We start from the raw sequence: 19781 nt of genomic DNA, 5'->3' as shown, positions 1-19781 counted from the left end.
GTTATAATTTGGCTAAAAATTCAGCTTAGGAAAATACATGCCAAAAAGAACAGATATAAAAAATATATTATTAATAGGCAGTGGGCCTATCGTTATAGGTCAAGCTTGTGAGTTTGATTACTCAGGAACTCAAGCAGCAAAAACCTTAAAAGAGCTAGGTTATAGAGTAGTTTTGATTAATTCTAATCCAGCTACGATTATGACAGATCCTGAATTTGCTGATGCAACTTACATAGAACCAATTACCAAAGAAAGTATTCTAAGTATTATCAAAAAAGAAAAAATCGATGCGATTTTACCTACTATGGGTGGTCAAGTTGCTTTGAATGTTGCTATGGAAGTTTATGAAAGTGGTGAGCTTGCAGATGTAAAATTTTTAGGTGCAAACCCTGAAGCGATAAAAAAAGGCGAAGATAGACAAGTTTTTAAAGAATGTATGAAAAAAATTGGTATGGATTTGCCAAAATCTATGTATGCGTATAATTATGAAGAAGCTTTAAAAGCTGTTGATGAGATTGGTTTTCCTTTGATGATTAGAGCTTCTTTTACCTTAGGTGGTGCAGGAAGTGGCGTGGTGTATAATATGGATGAGTTTGCAGAACTTGCAAATACTGCTTTAGCGCTAAGCCCTATCCATGAAATTTTAATCGAAGAAAGCTTGCTTGGTTGGAAAGAATACGAAATGGAGGTTATCAGAGATAAAAATGATAATTGTATTATCGTTTGCTCTATTGAAAATGTTGATCCTATGGGGGTTCATACAGGCGATTCTATTACTATAGCTCCTGCTTTAACACTTACTGATAAAGAATACCAAGCGATGCGTAATGCTTCTTTTGCTATTTTAAGAGAAATTGGAGTAGATACAGGTGGATCAAATGTGCAATTTGCTATCAATCCAACTAATGGTAGAATGATAGTTATTGAAATGAATCCTAGGGTTTCAAGATCTTCAGCCCTAGCTAGTAAAGCTACGGGCTATCCTATAGCTAAGGTAGCTACACTTTTAGCAGTTGGATTTAGTTTAGATGAGATTAAAAATGATATCACAGGAACTCCTGCTTCATTTGAACCGGTAATTGATTATATCGTAACTAAAATTCCTCGTTTTACTTTTGAAAAATTCCCAAATGCAAGCACAGAGCTTGGCACTGCTATGAAAAGCGTGGGTGAGGTTATGGCTATAGGGAGAACTTTTAAAGAAAGCATTCAAAAAGCACTTTGCTCACTTGAGAGAAATTTAAGTGGGTTTGATACTATAGAATGTGATAAAAATGAGCTTTTAGCAAAAATCCGCCAAGCTAATGAAAAACGCTTGCTTTATATAGCACAAGCTTTTAGAGAAGGTTTTAGCACACAAGAGCTTTTTGAGCTTTGCAAAATAGACCCTTGGTTTTTAAATCAAATCAAAGAAATAGTAGAATTTGAAAATCAAATAGATATGGATATTTTAAGTAATAAGCAACTATTAAGAAAAGCTAAAACCTTAGGTTTTTCAGATAAAAAAATCGCTAGCTTAATTAATCAAAAAGATAATCTTGAGTTAAGCCAAAATGATATTTATTATGCAAGAATTAAGCATAAAATCATCGCTCAATATAGTGAAGTAGATACTTGTGCAGGCGAATTTGAAGCATTGACTCCGTATTTATACTCAAGTATTAATGCAAATGAAGCTACACAAGTAAAAGAAAGTAAAGATAAAAAAGATAAAAAAGTGATGATTATAGGTGGTGGACCAAACCGCATAGGACAAGGCATTGAGTTTGATTATGCTTGCGTTCATGCTTCTTTTGCTCTAAAAGATATGGGTGTAAAAACTATAATGTATAATTGTAATCCAGAAACGGTTTCAACAGATTATGATACAAGTGATATTTTATACTTTGAGCCGATTGATTTTGAGCATTTAAGAGCGGTTATTGATAGAGAAAGACCAGATGGAGTGATAGTGCATTTTGGTGGTCAAACTCCGCTTAAATTTGCAAAACGCCTTAGTGCTTTTGGAGCAAAGATCATAGGAACAAGTGCAAGGGTGATAGATTTAGCTGAAGATAGAAAGAAATTTGCTAAATTTATTGAAGATCTAGGTATAAATCAACCTAAAAACGGTACAGCCATAAGTGTAGAAGAAGCCATTATAAAAGCAAATGAAATAGGCTATCCTGTGCTTGTTAGACCAAGCTATGTTTTGGGTGGCCGTGCAATGCGTGTGGTGCATGATGAGAGCGAGCTTAGACTTTATATGCAAGAAGCAGTAGATGTGAGTGATAAATCTCCGGTATTAATTGATCAATTCTTAGACAATGCAACTGAGCTTGATGTAGATGCGATAAGTGATGGAAAAGAAGTTTATGTAGCAGGCATTATGGAGCATATTGAAGAAGCAGGAATTCACTCAGGCGATAGTGCTTGCTCTTTGCCTGCTGTAAATATTGATGAAGCTATGCTTGAAATGATTGAGCAAAAAACAAAAGATATTGCTTTAAATTTAGGTGTAGTAGGGCTTTTAAATATACAATTTGCCATTCATGATAATAAACTTTATATGATAGAAGTAAACCCAAGAGCTAGTAGAACCGTGCCTTTTGTGAGTAAAGCTACAGGAATTCCTTTAGCTAAGGTTGCAACCCGCGTGATGTGGCAAGGAAATTTAAGAGAAAGTTTGAAATTTTATGATACCTTTAAAGTGGTAGAGGAAAAAAATGGAATTTTAAGAGCTAAAAAACCAAAACACATTAGCGTAAAATCAGTGGTATTTCCTTTTGCCAAGCTTAGTGGAAGTGACCTTGAGCTTGGGCCTGAAATGCGCTCAACCGGTGAGGTTATGGGGGTAAGTAAAGACTTTGAAAACTCTTATGCAAAAAGCCAACTTGCTTCTTCAAATTTCTTACCAGAAAGTGGTAATGTGTTTTTATCATTAAGAGAGCAAGATAAAAAATATGCAGTAGATTTAGCTAATGAATACATTAAGCTAGGTTTTAAAATCATTGCTACAAGTGGAACTTATAAAATTTTACAAGAAGCAGGTTTGGAGTGTGAGTTTGTGCATAAAATTTCTGAAGGACGTCCAAATGTAGAGGATAAGTTAAAAAATTCTCAAATTCAACTTGCTATTAATACTAGCGATGAGCATAGTTTTAGAGGTGATACTAAAAAAATTAGAGCAAATATTTTACGCTTTAAAACTCCGTATTTTACAAACCTAAGAGCAGCGTATGCAGGTGCTAAAGCGATTAAAGCTATACAAAATAAATCGTGTCTTGAAGTAAAGAGTTTACAAGAATACTTAAAAGCATGATTTATCTTGCTCAAACTGATACAACAGCAGGGTTTTTAAGCAAGGACTTAAAAGCCCTTAATACTTTAAAAAAAAGGCCTTTAAGCCAAGATTGTTTGATTACCACAGCTAAATTTGGTGAGCTTAAAAAACTTACAAGAGTACCAAATCATTTTAAAAATACTATTAGAAAATCCAAAAAAACTACTTTTTTATATCCTAATTCTAAAGCAATACGCGTTGTAAAAGATTGTGCTCATGAGGAATTTTTAAAAGAGTTTGATTGGCTTTATTCTACTTCTGCAAATCTTCATGGAAAAAAATTTGATCTAAATTGGGCTATGCAAAATGCAGATAAAATAGTAGATGAAAAGTTTTTTGAAAGTGGAGCCTCAAAGATTTTTAAACTTCGAGGCGTTAAAAAAGTTAAACTGCGTTAATTTCCAAGCGGCCAAAATACTTTTGGCTCTTCGCCGATTTTTGCTTGTCCATGATACATTCCAAGTTTATCTTTAGTCCAAGCATAACCAACTTTTCCATTTTTATCTATAGAGATGATTCCACCTGTGCCACCAAGTTTTGCAACTTGTTTGATAGTTTCTTCAGCTGCTTTTTGCACTGAAAGTTTTTTGTATTTATACAAAGATGCAACTTCATGAGCTGCAGCTACTCTTATGTAAATATCACCTGTCCCTGTGCAAGAAATTGCTACTGAGTCATTATTTGCATAATTTCCTGCCCCTATGATAGGAGAATCCCCAATGCGTCCTGTCATTTTATTTGTAGTGCCACCTGTGCTTGTACCTGCTGCTAGGTTGCCATTTTTGTCTAAAGCTATTGCACCTACTGTGCCTAAATATGGCTCAGTGCTTACACCAAGATGAGCTTTGGCTTTGTCACTATCTAATAAAACCTCCTTGCTTTTTTTAGCTTCTTGAAGTTGTTTGTATCTGTGTTCTGTAAAGAAGTATTTTTGTCCTACTATTTCTAAGCCATGTTTTTTGGCTAATTTATCTGCTCCCTCTCCCGCTATTAAAGTATGAGGTGTTTTTTCCATAACAAGTCTTGCTGCTTCTATAGGATTTTTAATCGTCCTAGCCATAGCAACTGCACCTGCTTTTAAATTTTTTCCATCCATTAAAGATGCATCAAGTTCATTAAATCCATCAGAAGTAAAAACAGCGCCTTTTCCAGCATTAAATTCAGGACTATCTTCCATTACTTTAATGGCAGCTATAACTGCATCAACCGAGCTTCCTCCTTTTTCAAGTATGCTTTGACCCGCTTTTAAAGATTCTTTCATTACCTTTTCTCTTTTGGTAAATTCTTCTTTAGTAAGTCCTAAGCCACTTGTCCCACCGTGTATAACGATAATAGGCTCAAAATCTTTTGCAAAAGTATTATTGCTTGTTAAAAATGCTAAACTAGCTAATACTAATAAAGCTTTTTTGCTACCTGCTAAAAATTTCATATTTATCTCCTTTTTTTGTAAGCTATGTATTATATTAAATATATATTAAATAAAAATTAATTTAAAATAATAAATGTGAAAAAACAAAACAAATAATTTATATTTTCTGTAAAATATTTAATATAAAGATAATATTTTATATAGTTATATTACAATAGACATAACTATGTTAAATTGGAGGTAAAATGATATTTAAAACAATTATTGCAAGAAGAATTTCTATATATACTGCTTTGATTTTGTGTATAGGTTTTGGGGTTTTTGTGGGGTTAAATTATTATTCTTCTAAAAGAGATATTTTACAAAGTATTACACATGGAAAACAAGAAAGTGTCAAAAATGGTAGAAGTTTTACCGAGCTTTATTTTAATTCTAAGAAAGAAGATATAGAAAAAATAACTCAAAGTATTACTTCCAATAAAGATTTGAGTGAAGATTATATCGCTGGTTTTTTAGAGCATGTTTTTACTTTATACTCTTTTACGGCTATTTATGTTGGGTATGAAAAGGATGGAAGTTTAATTGATGTGGATATTAATTCTAAAGGAAAGCATTTCTTTTTAAATCAAGAAAAAGATGGATTTGATGCTAGAACAAGGGATTGGTATAAACTTACAAAAGATACTAAAAAAATTAATATTTCAGATCCATTTGTGGATGTTGTGACTAAAAAAATGGTTGTATCTATAACAGCTCCTATAGAGATAAATGGAAAATTCTTAGGGGTATTGGCAGGTGAAATTTTTCTTGATGATATGCGAAAGGCTTTTGAGGGGTTAAAAATAACACCAAGTAATAGTGTATTTTTAATAAATGATAAAGGAAATTTAATAGCACATTCTTCAGGATATATTGATATTAACAAAGAAACCGAAATAGCAAATGCTATTAAAATGTTTATAGAAGTAGCAAGACTAACACCTAATGAACCAACAAATTTGATTGAATATACATTGAAAAATGATAAACGTGTAGCTGTATGTTTAAACACTACAAATGGAATGATGTTGTGTTCTGCAAATTCATTGAAAGATTATGACAATATTTTCAATAAGCTTTTGATAACACAAATTGTTTTTGGAATAATGTTTGTGTTGATTATTATTGCTATTTTAGGAGGAATGGTAGATTATTTTCTTAAAAAGATTATTATTATTAAAAATACATTAGAGAGTTTTTTTGATAGTTTAAATTATAAAAAACAAATGGATTCTATAAAGATTAATCTTAAAGGAAATGATGAATTTTCAATTATAGCACGTGAAATTAGCGAAAGTATTGCAAATACTCAAAGTAATTTACACAAAGATCAAGAAGCAGTGATGGAAAGTGTGCAAAAAGTTAAGAAAATAGAATTAGGAGATTTATCTGTTAGAATTGAAAAAAACCCAGTAAATCCACAACTTATTGAATTGAAAAATATTCTAAATGAAATGCTAAAAGTTTTAGAAGAAAAAGTAGGATCTAACATCAATGAGCTTGATAGAGTGCTTGAAAGTTATAAGGCATTAGACTTTTCAACACAGGTTCAGAATGCAAAAGGTAATGTAGAAATTACAACAAATGTTTTAGGTGATGAAATTAAAAAAATGCTTATTTCTTCCTCTACTTTTGCAAAAGAACTAACTTTGCAAAGTGTAAAACTAGAAGAATCTATGCAAAAATTAGTAGATGGGACACACTCTCAATCTCAATCACTTGAAAAATCAATACACGCGGTAGATCAGATCAATATTTCCATGCAAAATGTGGGGGATAAAACAAAAGAAGTAGTAACACAAGCTGATAATATCAAAGAAATTGTGAATGTGATTAAAGATATAGCAGATCAAACTAATTTGCTAGCTTTAAATGCAGCTATTGAAGCTGCACGTGCGGGTGAACATGGCAGAGGTTTTGCGGTGGTGGCAGATGAGGTACGTCATTTAGCTGAAAAAACAGAGAAAAGCTTAGGGGAGATAGAAGCCAATGTTAATATTTTAGTTCAAAGTGTTAATGATGTTTCTATATCAATGCAAGAGCAAACACAGAGTATTACTCAAATTAATGATGCTATAGTTAATTTAGAAGATGTTACAAAGGAAAATGTAGAAATTGCTAATTTCACAAATGAAGCTACCAAAGCTGTAGGAAACATATCTCAATCTATATTAAAAGAGGTAGAAAGTAAGAAAATTTAATTTTATAGAGCTTATTGTTTTGTAAATTTAGCTATAATTTGCGCTTTTGAAAAAAGGTAGATTATGATAGAAAGAACAAAAATAAGCTCTAATTTTGGTTGGTTTATGGTGATTTTAGGTGGTTTGGTTGAGTGTTTTTGGGTGAGTGGCTTAAAATACTCAACTGAAATTTGGCATTATGCTTTAACAGCCATTGGGGTGTGTATATCTTTTACATGTTTTTTAAAAGCTTGTGAAAGACTTGAAGTAAGTATTGCTTATAGTGTTTTTGTAGGTATTGGCACGGTTGGAGTGGTGCTTAATGAGATGTTTATTTTCAATGAGCCAAGTTCTATTGTCAAGCTTACTTTAATAGCCATTTTGCTTTTAAGTATCATAGGCCTTAAAATCATTAGCAAGGAAGCTAAGTAATGGAATGGTTTTTTTTATTTTTAGCGACCGCTTTTGAAATTTTTGGTGTGATTATTATGAAGCAACTTGTAAGCACTAAAAATAAGCTTTATCTTTTAGCTTTGATAGTATGTTTTGGTTTTTCGTTTGGATTTTTAAGTCTTAGCATGCAAAGCATTGCTATGAGTGTGGCTTATTCTATATGGACAGGAGCTGGAACTGCAGGTGGAGTTATCATAGGGGTGCTTTTTTATAAAGAAAGCAAAAGCTTTTTAAAGCTTTTTTTGATTGCTCTTATCATTGCTTGCACCGTGGGTTTAAAAATACTTTCATAGGTTTAAAATGAAAATATACATTAGTGGTATAGACACAGATGTTGGTAAAACTTATCTAAGTGCTAGAATTTGTAAAGAATTAGGTTTTGATTATTTTAAGCTTATCCAAGCAGGTATGCCAAAAGATAGTGAGGTAGTAGCTCAATTTAGCCCAAAAACTAAGATTTTCAAAGAAGGTGTGTTTTTGCAAACCCCTGCTTCACCACATAAAGGTAGGATTTTAGAAAATTTAAGCTATAAAGCTTTTGATATACAAATTCCACAAAGTGAAAAACTCATTATCGAGTTAGCTGGTGGGCTTTTTTCGCCCCTTGATGATGAAAAAACAATGATTGATTATATGAGTGCGTTTAAGCACCCTACGATTTTAGTTGCAAAAGACTATCTAGGAAGTATCAATCACACGCTTTTAAGTATAGAAGCACTAAAACAAAGAGATATTAAAATCCTTGCTTTAATCTTAAAAATCCAAGATGCTTTTAGCAAGGATTTTATAAGTAATTATGCTAAAATTCCTATCATAGAATTTGATGATAAAGTGTGCGAAAAACTTTCAAAAATCCTTGAAAATCTCTCTTAAAGACTGCACTACATAAGCAATCTCATCTTCATTTATAACATATGGTGGCATGAAATAAATTGTATTTCCAAGCGGTCTTAAAAGCAATCCTTTTTCTAAGGCTCTTTGAAAGACTTCAAGTCCTGCTCTTTGATATTTGCTTTTTTGTATGTCAAATGCACCTACCATGCCTAAATTTCTAAAATTTCCTAAAAAGTCAAATTCTTTTAAACTCTCCCATTGAGTTTTTATAAAAGCACTTTTGATTTTATTTTTTGTGATGATATTTTCTTTTTCAAAAATATCCAAAGTCGCATTAGCTGCCGCACAAGCTAGGGCATTGCCTGTGTAAGAGTGAGAATGTAAAAAGGCCTTTTGGCTCTCATAGCTATCATAAAATTTCTCATAAATTTCATCTTTAGTAAGCACCACTGAAAGTGGTAAATACCCACCCGTGATACCTTTAGAAAGGCATATATAATCAATACTTTGTGAGCAATAATCTAGCGCAAACATCTCTCCCGTGCGTCCAAAACCTGTGGCTATCTCATCAAATATCACTTGCACACTATAATCTTTAACAAGTTTAACCGCCTCATCTAAATACCCAAGCTCATACATATGCATATTACCTGCACATTGAAGTAAAGGCTCAAGTATAAAAGCACAAATTTCATGATGATGATTTTTTAAAATGCTTTCTAAAATTTCAAGTTCTTTTGTATAGTCTTTGCTTGTTGGAACAGGCGTTGTGATACTTTTTAAAAGTAAAGGCTCATAGGTTTTTTTATAAAGTGCTACATCACCAACGCTTAATGCGCCTAAGGTTTCACCATGGTAAGAATTGCTAAGTGATAAGAATTTATCCTTTTTAGAGCCATTGTTTAAGTGGTATTGAAAACTCATTTTTAAAGCCACTTCTATGGCTGAACTACCATTGTCTGCAAAAAAGCATTTATCAAAAGGTAAAAGCTTGCAAAGCCTTTGTGAAAGCTTTATGATAGGCTCATGTGAAAAGCCTGCAAGCAAGACATGCTCTAAATTTTGAAGTTGATCTTTGATTTTTTTATTGATGTATTCATTACAATGGCCAAAGATATTCACCCACCAAGAGCTAATGCAGTCTATGTAAGATTTTTCATCAAAATCATACAAATATACTCCCTTAGCCTTTTTTATAGGTATTAAAGGTAAAAACTCATGATCGCTCATTTGCGTGCAAGGGTGCCAAATGTGTTTTAAATCTAGTTCTTTTAAATTCATTTTTACTTCTTTGATTTTTATTACTAATGATACTACAATTAAGTTTATGTGTTATCTTAAAAATAGCAATCACTTCTTTTAACATTTTTTGTATAATTGAATATTTAAATAGTATAACAATAGGTTGAGTATGCAAATTGCACAAATTTTAGATGCATTAAAACAACAAGATAATTTTAGAATTCTACGCTCATTAAAACATGAGGGAAAATATGTTATTTATAATGAGCAAAAATTGCTAAATTTAGCGAGCAATGATTATTTAAATTTAAGCAATGAAAAAGCATTAAAGCAAGATTTTTTAACGCATTTAAAAGAATTTGAATTTTCTAGTTCAAGTTCAAGAAGCTTGAGTGGAAATTATGCGATTTTTGATGAATTTGAAAGCTTTTTAGAAGCTAAGTTAGGCAGAAAAATCTTACATTTTAACAATGGCTATGCTTTAAATGTTAGCTGTTTGCAAGCTTTAGCAAGCATTAAAAATACTTTGTTTTTAGCAGATAAGCAAGTACATGCAAGTATTATCGATGGTTTAAGGCTTGGCGGGGCTAAATTTATAAGATTTAAACACAATGATATAAAGCATTTGCAAAGCTTAGTGCAAAAACATTATAAAGAATTTGAAAATATCATCATCATAAGTGAAGCGCTATTTAGCATGGATGGGGATTTTGCACCTATAAAAGATTTTGTAAGCCTAAAAAAAGAGTTTAAAAATATCAAAATTTACATTGACGAAGCCCATAGCATAGGGTGTTTTAGTGATGATGGTTTGGGTTATGTGAAATTTTTGGGCTTGGAAAAGGAAGTGGATTTTTTAGTTTTTACCTTTGGTAAGGCCATAGCTTCCATGGGAGCTTGCATGATAAGTGATGAAAAAGATTTTTTTATCAACAAAGCAAGAGCCTTTATATACTCAACTGCTATTGCACCTATCAATGTAGCTTGGACTTTGCATGTTTTTAAGCATTTGCATGAATTTAATGCTCAAAGAAAAAAGCTTTTAGAGTTAAGTGCTTGGTTTAAAAATGCTTTAGCAAGTAAAGGTGCAGTTTTAGGTGAGGCTTATGTGATATCTTTTATTTTAGGACAAAATGCACTAGCTAGTGAAATTTCACAAAAGCTTTTAGAAAATGGTATTTTTGCACCTGCTATTAAAGAGCCAACCGTGGCTAAAAATACAGCTAGAATTCGCTTTTCTTTGCATGCTGGTTTAGTGAAAAAAGACTTAGAAAAGGTTTTGGAGGTACTTTGAAAACTCATTTTTTACATGAAAATGCAAATTCATGTGAGTTAATTTTATTTTTTTCAGGATTTTGCTCACATTTTAGCCATTTTTCACATTTAAAAAGTGATGTAAATGTTTTAATGGTGTATGATTATACGAGTTTTGATTGGGAAATTAATCTTCATAAATTTGAAAAAATCACTCTTGTTGGCTTTTCTATGGGAGTTTGTGTAGCGAGTAAAATTTTAAAAGATATAAAATTTGATAAAAAAATAGCCATAAATGGCACAAATTTACCTATAGATGATGAATTTGGGATTAAAAAAGCCATTTTTAAACTTACGATGAAAAGGTTTGCTTTAGAGGATTTTAAAGCAAATTTGCTTGAAAAAAGAATGAGTTTAAGTGATGAATTTTACTTTGAAAAAAACGAGCATTTAAAAGCAGAACTTTTAAGCTTATATGAGTTTTGCACTAAAAACTTAAATGAAAATTTCACTTGGGATAAAGCCATAATCAGTAAAGAGGATAAAATCTTTCCACCAAAGCATGTTTTAAATTTTTTCAAAGAAAAGGCAATGTTTATCGATGAGCCACATTTTGCATTTTTTAAATACCACACTTGGGAAGCACTTTGCAAACTTTCATAAGAGCAAAAGACACTTATAGTGCAAATACACCTGTGCAAAAAGACATGGCTAAAGAGCTTTGTAAAATGCTTAGTGAAAATGATTTGAGCGATTTTAAAGCGGTATTTGAGTTTGGCTGTGGGGTAGGGGTTTTTAGTAAGACTTTGCAAGAGTGTATTAAATTTAAGCATTATTTTTTAAATGACATTTATCCTTTTGAAAATCCTTGTAAGTTTGATGAATTTGGTGTTTTTGATATGAATGAGCTTAAAAATCATCATTTTTATACGAAAAAATTTGATCTTATAGTTTCAAATGCTTGTATGCAGTGGCTAAAGATAGATGAGCTTTTAGAAAATCTTGCAAGCATGCTAAATAAAAATGGGATTTTGCTTTTTTCTACTTTTGGAGAAAAAAATTTCACTCAAATAAAGCAAAGCACTAATTTATCACTTGAATATTTAACTTTAGAGCAAATTACACAAAAGCTTTCTAAAAAATTTAAGATCATAAAGGCAAAAGAAGAATTAAAAGAGTTAAAATTTGATCACACTTTAGAGCTTTTTAGGCATTTGAAATTAAGCGGGGTAAATGCTTTGAGTGAAAAATTTTTCATAAGCAAGGCATTTTTAAAAAACTATGAAAAAGAATTTCAAAATACCTTGACTTATCATCCTTTATTTTTTATGTGTCAAGTTTATTAAATTTGATAGATATTTTTTTGCTAATTCTTCTCTTAGATAAAGTTTATTAAAATCACTTATATCCATACATAAAGCAAAAGCATAAATTTGATGAGTTTTTTTGTCTTTTATAAAACCTACGATTTGTCCGTATTTTTCTTTTCCCCAGCCTGTTTTTGCAAAAAACTCATAATGATCATTTTCACTAAGTTTTATTATATTTATAATTTCTTTTTGTATATTTTTAGGATAATCTAGTGCTAAATTTGCAAGTTTAAAAAGTAAAGTGGATTGCTCTTTAGGACTAATTTGCAAAGAATTATCAAGCCAAAATTCATCGATTTTACTTATTTTTTGGTTGCCATAGTTGAGTTTATTTAGGTTTTTTTGCATTTTTTCCAAGCCTATTTTTCTAGCTAGTTCTTTATAGGCAGGAACTTGAGATCTTTGCATAGCTAGGGCTAAATTTGCGTCATTTTTCCAAGAGGGTGAAAATACTTTTTCGCCTTTGTAATGATAAAAAATCTCATTAGTATTTTTCACAATACCTTCATTAAGTGCGATTAGGGCGTTGAAAATTTTAAAAGTAGAGGCAGGTAGAATGCGTTTGTTTGCTTTTTTAAAATCATTGCTATAATAATTCTTGCCATCATAAGCTATAAAAACTCCACTTTCATTGTAATCTTTAAAAAGATTTTCTAAATTTTCATTTGCCAAAGTAAAAGAGCAAAAAAGGCTAAAAAGTAAAAGTATTTTTTTCAATTTATTTCCTTTTTCATGAAGAAATTTTTTAATTCTTGTTGATCTCTTATAGCAATGTTTTCTTTGATGATTTTAAATCCTGCTTTTAAAAAGAAATTTTTAGCACTAAGGCTAGCAAAAGTATAAATTTCACTATAAGGGTAGTTTTTAAGAGCAAATTCTAATAAAGCTTTGCCATAACCTTGATGAGTATAGCTTGCATGAGTAAAGCAAAGATCGAGTGTTTTTTCTTCTAAATTTATATTTATAAAAGATATGATTTGGCCTTTTTCTTCATAAACAAAGCCTAGTTGATTTTGAAATTTTTCCTCCCAAGCTTTTTGGTCTATATTAATCCATGCATGAATTTGCTCTTTTGTATAATCATTTTTACAAAGAGTAGATACGCTTTGCTTAAAAAGCTTGATACAAGAAGCTAAGTCTTTTATATCAAGCTTTCTTATCAAGCACTTTCCTTAAAGCCAAAGAAGCTAAAGCAAGCCCAAAAGAGGCTGTCACACCCATAAATGAGCCAAGATCTTTACAATGAGCTTCTTCATCTGAAAATACCACATCAAAGTCTCCTTTAAAGCCTGATTTTCTAAGCTCATAGCGGAATTTTTTAGCTAGGGCATCGCCGTGAGTTTTAAATATGCTTGTCGTTTTGATACGTGTTGGATCAAGCTTTCTAGCTCCACCGGTTGATGAGATAAAAATTTGTTTTTTCAAATCAACCAAATTAGCCAAAGCAACCTTAGCAGGTATATCATCAATCGCATCAATGATTAAATCAAACTCACTTAGATCAAAACTTTTCAAAAACTCATCATCGATTTTACTAACTATACCTTTGGCATTGTAAATGCGTTCAAAAACCTTAGCTTTTTCTTCACCTATATTTTCACTATGAAGCTGGCGGTTTTGATTAGTAGTTTCAAATTTATCCGCATCGATTAAGGTTAGATTGCTAAAGCCACTTCTAAAAAGCGCATCAATGCAAATTCCACCAACTCCACCCAAACCACAAACTAAAACTTTGGTATTTTGAAATTTAATAAAATTATCTTCATTAACAAGCCATTTTATACGCGTGTATCTATCCATTTTTCATCCATTTTTTGAGATTTTTCATTTGTTTATAAGCTGTTAGATCAAGCATTATAGGGGTTATTGTGGCATAACCTTGTTTTAAAAGTGCTATGTCTGAGTCTTTTTCATTTTCATGATCAAGATTAGCAGCAGCTAGCCAGTAGTATTCTACACCTCTTGGATTTGTATTTGAGTGTGCTTCATAACTATAAATTCTTTTACCTGCTTTACAAATTTTTAAGCCTTGAAAGGCTGTTTTGCTAGAAGGAAAGTTGATATTTAAAAATTCTTTTTTATCTAAAGGAAAGCCCTTTTCAAAGATATTTTTGACTATTTTTTTAGTAAGTTTTAAAGCAAGTTTATAATCAAGCTCTTTTTGGCTATCTTTGTAAAATTGTGATAAAGCTATGGCAGGAATTCCATGAAGTACAGCTTCCATAGCACCTGCGCAAGTTCCTGAATAGGTTATATCTTCACCTACATTGGCACCTTTGTTAATCCCACTTATGACAAGATCAGGCAAACGCTTTTTATATAAAGCATGCAAAGCAAGATAAACGCAATCTGCAGGTGTGCCATCATCAAGCTTGTAAAATCTTTTACCAACCTTGTGAAATCTTAAAGGTTTGGTTAGTGTTATAGAGTGTGAGCATGCTGATTTTTCACTAGCAGGAGCTACTATGGTAATTTTAGCTTTAAAATACTTTCTTAGCATTTTAATAAGCTTTTTTAAACCTTCACTTTCATAGCCATCATCGTTTGTTATTAAAATTTCTTTCATGTTTTTTCCTTTTTTTAAATTTTAACACAAGTAATACAATATTTTTTATTGCTAAATTGTTTTTTCATTTTTTAAATATTAAAATTATAGTTTTGATTAAATTTTTAAAGGAAAGAATGATGTCAAAACTTTTGCTTTTTAGTGCTTCTGGTTATAAAGATAGTGCGTATCTAAGTCATACTAGAGAATTTATAGATGATTTTTTAAAAGAAAATTCCATGAAAGATGAAGAAATTCTTTTTATACCTTATGCAGGTGTTAGAAGGACTTATGATGCTTATGAAGCTAGGGTAAAAGAAGGCTTAAAAAAAGATAATATCAAATCATTACACCATTTTGAAAATTTAAAAGAAGCAATTTTAAATGCAAAAGTTTTTTTAGTAGGTGGAGGCAATAGCTTTATGCTTTTGCATAAATTATATGAAAATGATTTGCTTGAAGTGTTAAAAGAACGTATTGAAAAAGGAGCTTGTTATATGGGTTGGAGTGCAGGCTCAAATATAGCAGGACTTAGCATAAAAACAACTAATGATATGCCTATTGTTATGCCAAAAAGTTTTGATAGTTTAGGGGTTTTTCCTTATCAAATCAACCCGCATTTTATTAGTGGTAAAATTCCTGGCCATAATGGAGAAAGCAGAGAGGAGCGCTTGGAAGAGTTTTTATTAACTAATCCAAAAGACATTGTTTATGCTATACCGGAGGGTTCTGCATTAAAAGTGCAAGATGATAGCTTAAAAATCATAGGTCATCATGATGTGCTAAAGCTAAGCTATCCTTTTAATGTGGAATATTTAAAAGTCAATCAAATAACTAAAATCTAAAGGAGAAAAATGCAAACTTTTTATCTTTTAGCTGCGATTTTTGGTATTGTGGCTGTGGTTTATTTGCTTATTAAAAAAGTAGAAACAAAAACAGCTTTAATTAGTGTTGGTTTTATTTTATGTTTGATTTCACTTAAGCCCATTGAAGCTTTGAGTGCTTTTACGCATGCTATGGTGCAACCTGCTTTGATTAAGGCAATTTGTGCAAGCATGGGCTTTGCTTTTGTGATGAAAGTGACTAGGTGTGATAAGCATTTGGTTAAACTACTTACAACACCTTTGAAAAATGTAGGATTTTTCTTAATCCCGCTTGCTTTTATAGTGACTTTTTTTATTGCTATTGCTATACCTTCCGCAGCAGGATGTTCAGCTGCAGTTGGTGCGACTTTGATACCGCTTTTAATGGCTTCAGGTATAAAACCTGCTATGGCAGCAGCAACAGTGCTTTGTGGAACTATAGGAGGAATTTTAAGTCCAGGTGTTTCTCATACGGCTTTGATTTCTGAAATTTCGGGGAAAAATATACAAGAAATTGTTTTAACTCAAACTCCAAATGCATTAACGGCAGGAGTAATAGTGATGATTTCTTTGATGATTATGGCAGTGATTTTTAAAGATTATCAAAAAGGGCAAGTTTTTGAAGTGGCTAATCAAAACAAGACTGAAGATAATATTGAAAAAGTAAATGTATTTTATGCGTTTATGCCTTTAGTGCCTTTAATTGTGCTAATCATAGGCGCAAGTCCTTTAAATGATTATGAGTTTTTAACATGGACAAAAGAAGTTGGAGTTGCTGAAGCTATGCTTTTAGGAGCGATTATAGCTTTAGTAGTAACTATGAGCAAGCCTGATAATATTTTTAAAGAGTTTTTTAATGGTATGGGAAAATCTTATGCAGAGATTATAGGGATTATCATAGCTGCTAGTGTTTTTGTTGCAGGTTTAAAAGCATGCGGGGTAATTGATATCATCATAGAATGGCTTAAAAATGAACAACATTATGTGCGTTTTGGTGGAACTTTTATACCATTTTTAATGGCTATGGTTACAGGTAGTGGTGATGCTGCTGCTATGGCATTTAACAAGGCTGTAACTATTCATGCTCAAGATCTTGGTTTTGATCAAGTTAAACTTGGTACCGCAGTGGCAATGTCAGCAGTGCTTGGAAGATATCTTTCGCCTATTTTAGGAGCTTGTATTATCGTTTCAGCTATAGCTGGGGTTAGTCCTTTAGAAATTGTTAAAAGAACTGCTTTAGGTTGTGTTGTTTCGGTGGTTATAATTGCTTTTGTGTTATTATAAATTTAAGCCTTTTAAGGCTTAAATTTATTTTGCAGCTAGGATGATGATTTCTTGTATAACTTTGCTCGCTGCTTTTAAAGATTTAACAGGTAAATACTCATAAATAGAGTGAAAATTATGTGCTCCGGTAAAGATATTTGGACAAGGCAAGCCTTTTTCTGAAAGCACCGCTCCATCATATCCTCCACGCATAGGAATGATTTTAGTTTTGATATTTAAATTTTCATAAGCTTGTAAAGCAAGTTTAATAGGTAAAGATTTGGTTGTTTTTAGACTATTAAAGACATTTTTATAACGATCATTAAGCTTAATGTTAATTCTTTCTTCTCCGTATAACTTTTTAAAACTATCGTTTAAATCTTGTAAAAATTGCATTCTTTGTTTGTATTTTTCATCATCAAATTCTCTAATATCTATTTTTAAAATAGTTTTAGCGCTATTTCCTTGGAGTTCTTTAACCCAAAAATATCCCTCTTTATTTTCTGTGTATTCAGGTGCTTCGCCATTTGGAAGCATAGAGATAAATTTATGTGCTAAAAGTAAAGAATTAACTAATTTTCCTTTGGCGCTCATAGGATGAGCAGATTTTCCTATAAATTCTACTTCACAATCTCCTGCATTCCAATTTTCATAAATAAACTCACCAATTCCACAACAGTCTAAACAATACCCAAAATCAGCATCAATTTCTTTTATATCAAAAGCTTTTGCTCCTCTTAAACCTTGCTCTTCATCAGGTAAAAAGCAAGCATAAATATCACCATGTTTAATATCAGGATTTTTAACAAAAAACTCAAGCATATCCATAATAGCTGCAATAGCCGCTTTATCATCAGCACCAAGCAAACTAGTGCCATCAGTGTGGATAATATCATCTCCTATGTAGTTTTTAAGCTCTTTAAATTCACTTTCTTTCAAATAAAGATCTAAGTTTTTATTTAAACATATATCCCCACCTTGATACTTAGTGATTTGTGCTTTGGTATCGTTGGTTTGTTCCATACTTGTATCTAAATGCGCAAAAAAGGCTATTTTAGGAGCATTTGGAGTGTTTGCTGGTAAAAGAGCTGTGGTGATGGTGTTTTCTCTTCTTTTGATGTCTTTTAAACCTAGTTCTTGTAATTCTTTTTCAAGTAATTTTGCAAGCTCCATTTGATTAGGACTTGATGGCATAATGCCTTTGGCGCCATTTTCTCTACTTGTAGTGGTGTTAATCTTAGTGTAGTTTATAAATCTTTGCACAATATCCATAATTTTTCCTTTTAGATTAAAATTAGTAAATTATAACAATTCATTTTTTAAATACTTAATAAAATCAAGAAAAGCTATTAATGATATTTTTTATCAAAATGTTTTAAAATTATGTTAATATATTCAAACTTAAAAATTCAAGGAGGAAAAATGCATAAAATTAAATTTGCGATGATGTTGATCGCGTTTATAGCATTTCTTATGGGGTGTTCTTCTAAGGAACAATTAAATCCTTTAGGACGCTCTTTTGGTAATATAAATGATACTGATCCTTTAAAAATAGGTAAAAATCCAACACCACCTGCAAAGCAAACAATTCCAGCTTTAGTAGAAGGTAAAGATATAGTTCCAGCTGTGCCTTTAGATCCACCGCTTATAAAAACAAATACTTTTAAAGGTAATAATGCTATAAAAGGTCCTTTACCAAGATTGACATCAACTGGGAATTTTAGTGAGAGCTCAGTGTTTGAAAATAGAGGTTTTCCGAGTGATTTTGTTACTATTATGAATCCAAATGGAGCTGCGTTAACTGTATGGGCTTTAGCTGCTGGAAATTGGATTTGGGGTTATAATTTATATAATAGTAAACCTTTTGGCGATGCTAGGGTTTGGCAACTTATAGAATTTCCAAATGATATAGTTATGATTAAGAACGCAAAAACTAATACTTGCTTAAATGCTTACGGAAATGGTATAGTACATTATCCTTGTGATCAAAGTAATTACGCACAATTTTGGAAATTTTTTCCTATGAGTAATGGATCTTTTCAAATTCAAAATTTTGCAACGCAACAGTGTATTCAAACTCCGGTAAAAGATGTAATGCATGAGTTTGATTTTAGTTTTTATAATATATATTTAACTGATTGTGTGAAAAAAGGGGAGAAAAATTTAGACAGACAATGGTATATAACTGTACCAACTTTCACAGCAAAAACCCCTTATATGGGAAAATAGGAGAAGAATATGAAAAAAATAATATTATCTTTTATTTTTAGTGTGAGCTTGGCTTTTAGCGCTTTAGATGATTATAATGTAGGAACTTGGAATTTACAAGGATCATCAGCATCAACTGAAAGTAAATGGAATATTAGTATAAGACAATTGGTAACTGGAGATAATCCTTTAGATGTTTTAGCAGTACAAGAAGCTGGAGTTTTACCTTCTACTGCAATGATGACTCCAAGACAGGTTCAGCCACCAGGGGTAGGTATTCCTATTCATGAATATGAATGGAATTTGGGCTCTTTGTCGCGTCCAAATTCTGTTTTTATATATTATTCTAGGGTAGATGTTGGAGCAAATCGTGTTAATATGGCTATAGTTAGTAGAAGACAAGCTGATGAGGTTATAGTTTTACCTCCCCCAACTGTTGCTTCAAGACCTATTATAGGAATTCGTATAGGAAATGATGTATTTTTTAGTATACACGCTTTGGCAAGAGGTGGCAATGATGCAGGTGCCATTGTAACGGCAGTGGATATGCATTTTAGAAATATGCCACAAATTAATTGGATGATTATGGGCGATTTTAATAGAACACCTAATAATCTTATAGGATTACTTGATCCGGATTTAAGATCGCGTGTTAATATAGTATCACCGCCTTCTTTTACACAAACTAGTGGCAATATAATTGATTATGCAATTACCGGAAATTCAAATCAAAGTGCACTTTATACTCCACCTGCTTTTGCTGCTGTTTTAGCATTAGCTGGATTAAGGAGTTTTTTAGCTTCAGATCATTTTCCAGTAAATTTTAGAAGATTTTAGGA

General features: G+C 31.6%; 19 protein-coding genes and 2 pseudogenes. 14 read left to right on the top strand and 7 right to left on the bottom strand.

Annotated elements, in window-relative coordinates; genetic code table 11:
• The first annotated feature begins 37 nt into the window (after nucleotides 1–37).
• The gene (gene carB / locus CAMP5060_RS03735; RefSeq protein ID WP_337217932.1) at nucleotides 38–3301 is read left to right on the top strand and encodes a carbamoyl-phosphate synthase large subunit; all 3264 of its coding nucleotides are present in this window, start codon (nucleotides 38–40) and stop codon (nucleotides 3299–3301) included.
• A complete protein-coding gene (locus tag CAMP5060_RS03730) occupies nucleotides 3298–3720 on the top strand; it encodes a Sua5 YciO YrdC YwlC family protein (RefSeq protein WP_087699713.1) in 423 nt (140 codons plus the stop codon). The genes carB and CAMP5060_RS03730 overlap by 4 nt, the downstream gene beginning before the upstream one ends.
• Here the strand turns inward: CAMP5060_RS03730 and CAMP5060_RS03725 are convergent.
• On the bottom strand, nucleotides 3717–4751 hold the full coding sequence (locus CAMP5060_RS03725) for an isoaspartyl peptidase/L-asparaginase family protein (RefSeq protein ID WP_087699711.1): 1035 nt from the start codon (nucleotides 4749–4751) through the stop codon (nucleotides 3717–3719). The two genes, CAMP5060_RS03730 and CAMP5060_RS03725, sit on opposite strands and share 4 nt — an antisense overlap.
• A 185-nt stretch (nucleotides 4752–4936) precedes the next feature.
• Here CAMP5060_RS03725 and CAMP5060_RS08305 point away from each other — a divergent pair.
• From CAMP5060_RS08305 to bioD, 5 genes and pseudogenes are all read left to right on the top strand, one after another.
• A pseudogene (locus tag CAMP5060_RS08305) lies at nucleotides 4937–5593 on the top strand (cache domain-containing protein); the annotation flags it as partial.
• Between the two features lie 936 nt (nucleotides 5594–6529).
• A pseudogene (locus tag CAMP5060_RS08300) lies at nucleotides 6530–6931 on the top strand (methyl-accepting chemotaxis protein); the annotation flags it as partial.
• Nucleotides 6932–6994: 63 nt separating this feature from the next.
• Complete coding sequence (locus CAMP5060_RS03715; protein WP_214097655.1) at nucleotides 6995–7342, top strand: DMT family transporter; 348 nt, start codon at nucleotides 6995–6997, stop codon at nucleotides 7340–7342.
• A complete protein-coding gene (locus CAMP5060_RS03710) occupies nucleotides 7342–7656 on the top strand; it encodes a DMT family transporter (RefSeq protein ID WP_039619256.1) in 315 nt (104 codons plus the stop codon). The genes CAMP5060_RS03715 and CAMP5060_RS03710 overlap by 1 nt, the downstream gene beginning before the upstream one ends.
• Before the next feature lie 7 nt (nucleotides 7657–7663).
• Nucleotides 7664–8236, top strand: coding sequence for a dethiobiotin synthase (gene bioD, locus CAMP5060_RS03705; RefSeq protein ID WP_261529770.1), 573 nt, complete (start codon nucleotides 7664–7666; stop codon nucleotides 8234–8236).
• On the opposite strand, the gene CAMP5060_RS03700 is transcribed toward bioD, so the two are convergent.
• Nucleotides 8210–9478, bottom strand: a complete 1269-nt coding sequence (locus tag CAMP5060_RS03700) for an adenosylmethionine--8-amino-7-oxononanoate transaminase (protein ID WP_214099986.1) — start codon at nucleotides 9476–9478, stop codon at nucleotides 8210–8212. The two genes, bioD and CAMP5060_RS03700, sit on opposite strands and share 27 nt — an antisense overlap.
• A gap of 130 nt (nucleotides 9479–9608) precedes the next feature.
• Between CAMP5060_RS03700 and CAMP5060_RS03695 the strand changes: the two genes are divergently transcribed.
• From CAMP5060_RS03695 to bioC, 3 genes are read left to right on the top strand one after another with little or no spacing between them, the layout of a single operon-like run.
• On the top strand, nucleotides 9609–10733 hold the full coding sequence (locus CAMP5060_RS03695; protein WP_337217931.1) for an aminotransferase class I/II-fold pyridoxal phosphate-dependent enzyme: 1125 nt from the start codon (nucleotides 9609–9611) through the stop codon (nucleotides 10731–10733).
• Entirely contained in the window at nucleotides 10730–11356 is a 627-nt protein-coding gene (locus tag CAMP5060_RS03690; protein WP_337217930.1) for a pimeloyl-ACP methyl esterase BioG family protein, read from the top strand. Before CAMP5060_RS03695 ends, CAMP5060_RS03690 begins: the two co-directional genes overlap by 4 nt.
• Nucleotides 11341–12039, top strand: coding sequence for a malonyl-ACP O-methyltransferase BioC (gene bioC, locus CAMP5060_RS03685; RefSeq protein ID WP_337217929.1), 699 nt, complete (start codon nucleotides 11341–11343; stop codon nucleotides 12037–12039). The genes CAMP5060_RS03690 and bioC overlap by 16 nt, the downstream gene beginning before the upstream one ends.
• Here bioC and blaOXA read toward each other — a convergent pair.
• The 4 genes from blaOXA to surE are packed head-to-tail and all read right to left on the bottom strand — an operon-like array spanning nucleotide 12013 to nucleotide 14629.
• Nucleotides 12013–12780 (bottom strand): OXA-493 family class D beta-lactamase, encoded by a 768-nt coding sequence (gene blaOXA, locus CAMP5060_RS03680; RefSeq protein ID WP_337217928.1) that lies wholly within the window; start codon nucleotides 12778–12780, stop codon nucleotides 12013–12015. The genes bioC and blaOXA overlap by 27 nt on opposite strands.
• Nucleotides 12777–13226 (bottom strand): GNAT family N-acetyltransferase, encoded by a 450-nt coding sequence (locus CAMP5060_RS03675; protein ID WP_214135792.1) that lies wholly within the window; start codon nucleotides 13224–13226, stop codon nucleotides 12777–12779. The genes blaOXA and CAMP5060_RS03675 overlap by 4 nt, the downstream gene beginning before the upstream one ends.
• The gene (locus CAMP5060_RS03670) at nucleotides 13210–13863 is read right to left on the bottom strand and encodes a ThiF family adenylyltransferase (protein ID WP_087699690.1); all 654 of its coding nucleotides are present in this window, start codon (nucleotides 13861–13863) and stop codon (nucleotides 13210–13212) included. The genes CAMP5060_RS03675 and CAMP5060_RS03670 overlap by 17 nt, the downstream gene beginning before the upstream one ends.
• Nucleotides 13856–14629, bottom strand: a complete 774-nt coding sequence (gene surE / locus CAMP5060_RS03665; protein WP_337217927.1) for a 5'/3'-nucleotidase SurE — start codon at nucleotides 14627–14629, stop codon at nucleotides 13856–13858. The genes CAMP5060_RS03670 and surE overlap by 8 nt, the downstream gene beginning before the upstream one ends.
• A gap of 119 nt (nucleotides 14630–14748) precedes the next feature.
• On the opposite strand from surE, the gene pepE reads away from it, so the two are divergent.
• Nucleotides 14749–15453, top strand: a complete 705-nt coding sequence (gene pepE / locus CAMP5060_RS03660; protein WP_214135793.1) for a dipeptidase PepE — start codon at nucleotides 14749–14751, stop codon at nucleotides 15451–15453.
• Between the two features lie 9 nt (nucleotides 15454–15462).
• Nucleotides 15463–16755: a C4-dicarboxylate transporter DcuC gene (gene dcuC, locus CAMP5060_RS03655; RefSeq protein ID WP_337217926.1), complete on the top strand. Its 1293-nt coding sequence runs from the start codon at nucleotides 15463–15465 to the stop codon at nucleotides 16753–16755.
• Between the two features lie 24 nt (nucleotides 16756–16779).
• Here dcuC and pepT read toward each other — a convergent pair whose 3' ends face one another.
• On the bottom strand, nucleotides 16780–18006 hold the full coding sequence (pepT, locus tag CAMP5060_RS03650) for a peptidase T (RefSeq protein WP_337217925.1): 1227 nt from the start codon (nucleotides 18004–18006) through the stop codon (nucleotides 16780–16782).
• Between the two features lie 150 nt (nucleotides 18007–18156).
• Here pepT and CAMP5060_RS03645 point away from each other — a divergent pair, with 150 nt between their 5' ends.
• Nucleotides 18157–18963, top strand: a complete 807-nt coding sequence (locus CAMP5060_RS03645; protein WP_337217924.1) for an RICIN domain-containing protein — start codon at nucleotides 18157–18159, stop codon at nucleotides 18961–18963.
• 9 nt (nucleotides 18964–18972) lie between these two features.
• Nucleotides 18973–19779: a cytolethal distending toxin subunit B family protein gene (locus CAMP5060_RS03640; RefSeq protein WP_214126207.1), complete on the top strand. Its 807-nt coding sequence runs from the start codon at nucleotides 18973–18975 to the stop codon at nucleotides 19777–19779.
• The last annotated feature ends 2 nt before the right edge of the window (nucleotides 19780–19781 follow it).

It is taken from the genome of Campylobacter sp. 1569 (assembly GCF_024723675.1).
Lineage (GTDB): Bacteria > Campylobacterota > Campylobacteria > Campylobacterales > Campylobacteraceae > Campylobacter_D > Campylobacter_D jejuni_C.
Note: the sequence above shows the minus strand (reverse complement) of the source record. Positions and strands in the feature narration are given on the sequence as shown.

Bases quoted from the DNA above. Each gene is read 5' to 3' on its own strand.
- carB (WP_337217932.1), top strand. From the start codon at position 38: ATGCCAAAAAGAACAGATATAAAAAATATATTATTAATAGGCAGTGGG.
- CAMP5060_RS03730 (WP_087699713.1), top strand. From the start codon at position 3,298: ATGATTTATCTTGCTCAAACTGATACAACAGCAGGGTTTTTAAGCAAG.
- CAMP5060_RS03725 (WP_087699711.1), bottom strand. From the start codon at position 4,751: ATGAAATTTTTAGCAGGTAGCAAAAAAGCTTTATTAGTATTAGCTAGT.
- CAMP5060_RS03715 (WP_214097655.1), top strand. From the start codon at position 6,995: ATGATAGAAAGAACAAAAATAAGCTCTAATTTTGGTTGGTTTATGGTG.
- CAMP5060_RS03710 (WP_039619256.1), top strand. From the start codon at position 7,342: ATGGAATGGTTTTTTTTATTTTTAGCGACCGCTTTTGAAATTTTTGGT.
- bioD (WP_261529770.1), top strand. From the start codon at position 7,664: ATGAAAATATACATTAGTGGTATAGACACAGATGTTGGTAAAACTTAT.
- CAMP5060_RS03700 (WP_214099986.1), bottom strand. From the start codon at position 9,478: ATGAATTTAAAAGAACTAGATTTAAAACACATTTGGCACCCTTGCACG.
- CAMP5060_RS03695 (WP_337217931.1), top strand. From the start codon at position 9,609: ATGCAAATTGCACAAATTTTAGATGCATTAAAACAACAAGATAATTTT.
- CAMP5060_RS03670 (WP_087699690.1), bottom strand. From the start codon at position 13,863: ATGGATAGATACACGCGTATAAAATGGCTTGTTAATGAAGATAATTTT.
- surE (WP_337217927.1), bottom strand. From the start codon at position 14,629: ATGAAAGAAATTTTAATAACAAACGATGATGGCTATGAAAGTGAAGGT.
- pepE (WP_214135793.1), top strand. From the start codon at position 14,749: ATGTCAAAACTTTTGCTTTTTAGTGCTTCTGGTTATAAAGATAGTGCG.
- dcuC (WP_337217926.1), top strand. From the start codon at position 15,463: ATGCAAACTTTTTATCTTTTAGCTGCGATTTTTGGTATTGTGGCTGTG.
- pepT (WP_337217925.1), bottom strand. From the start codon at position 18,006: ATGGATATTGTGCAAAGATTTATAAACTACACTAAGATTAACACCACT.
- CAMP5060_RS03645 (WP_337217924.1), top strand. From the start codon at position 18,157: ATGCATAAAATTAAATTTGCGATGATGTTGATCGCGTTTATAGCATTT.
- CAMP5060_RS03640 (WP_214126207.1), top strand. From the start codon at position 18,973: ATGAAAAAAATAATATTATCTTTTATTTTTAGTGTGAGCTTGGCTTTT.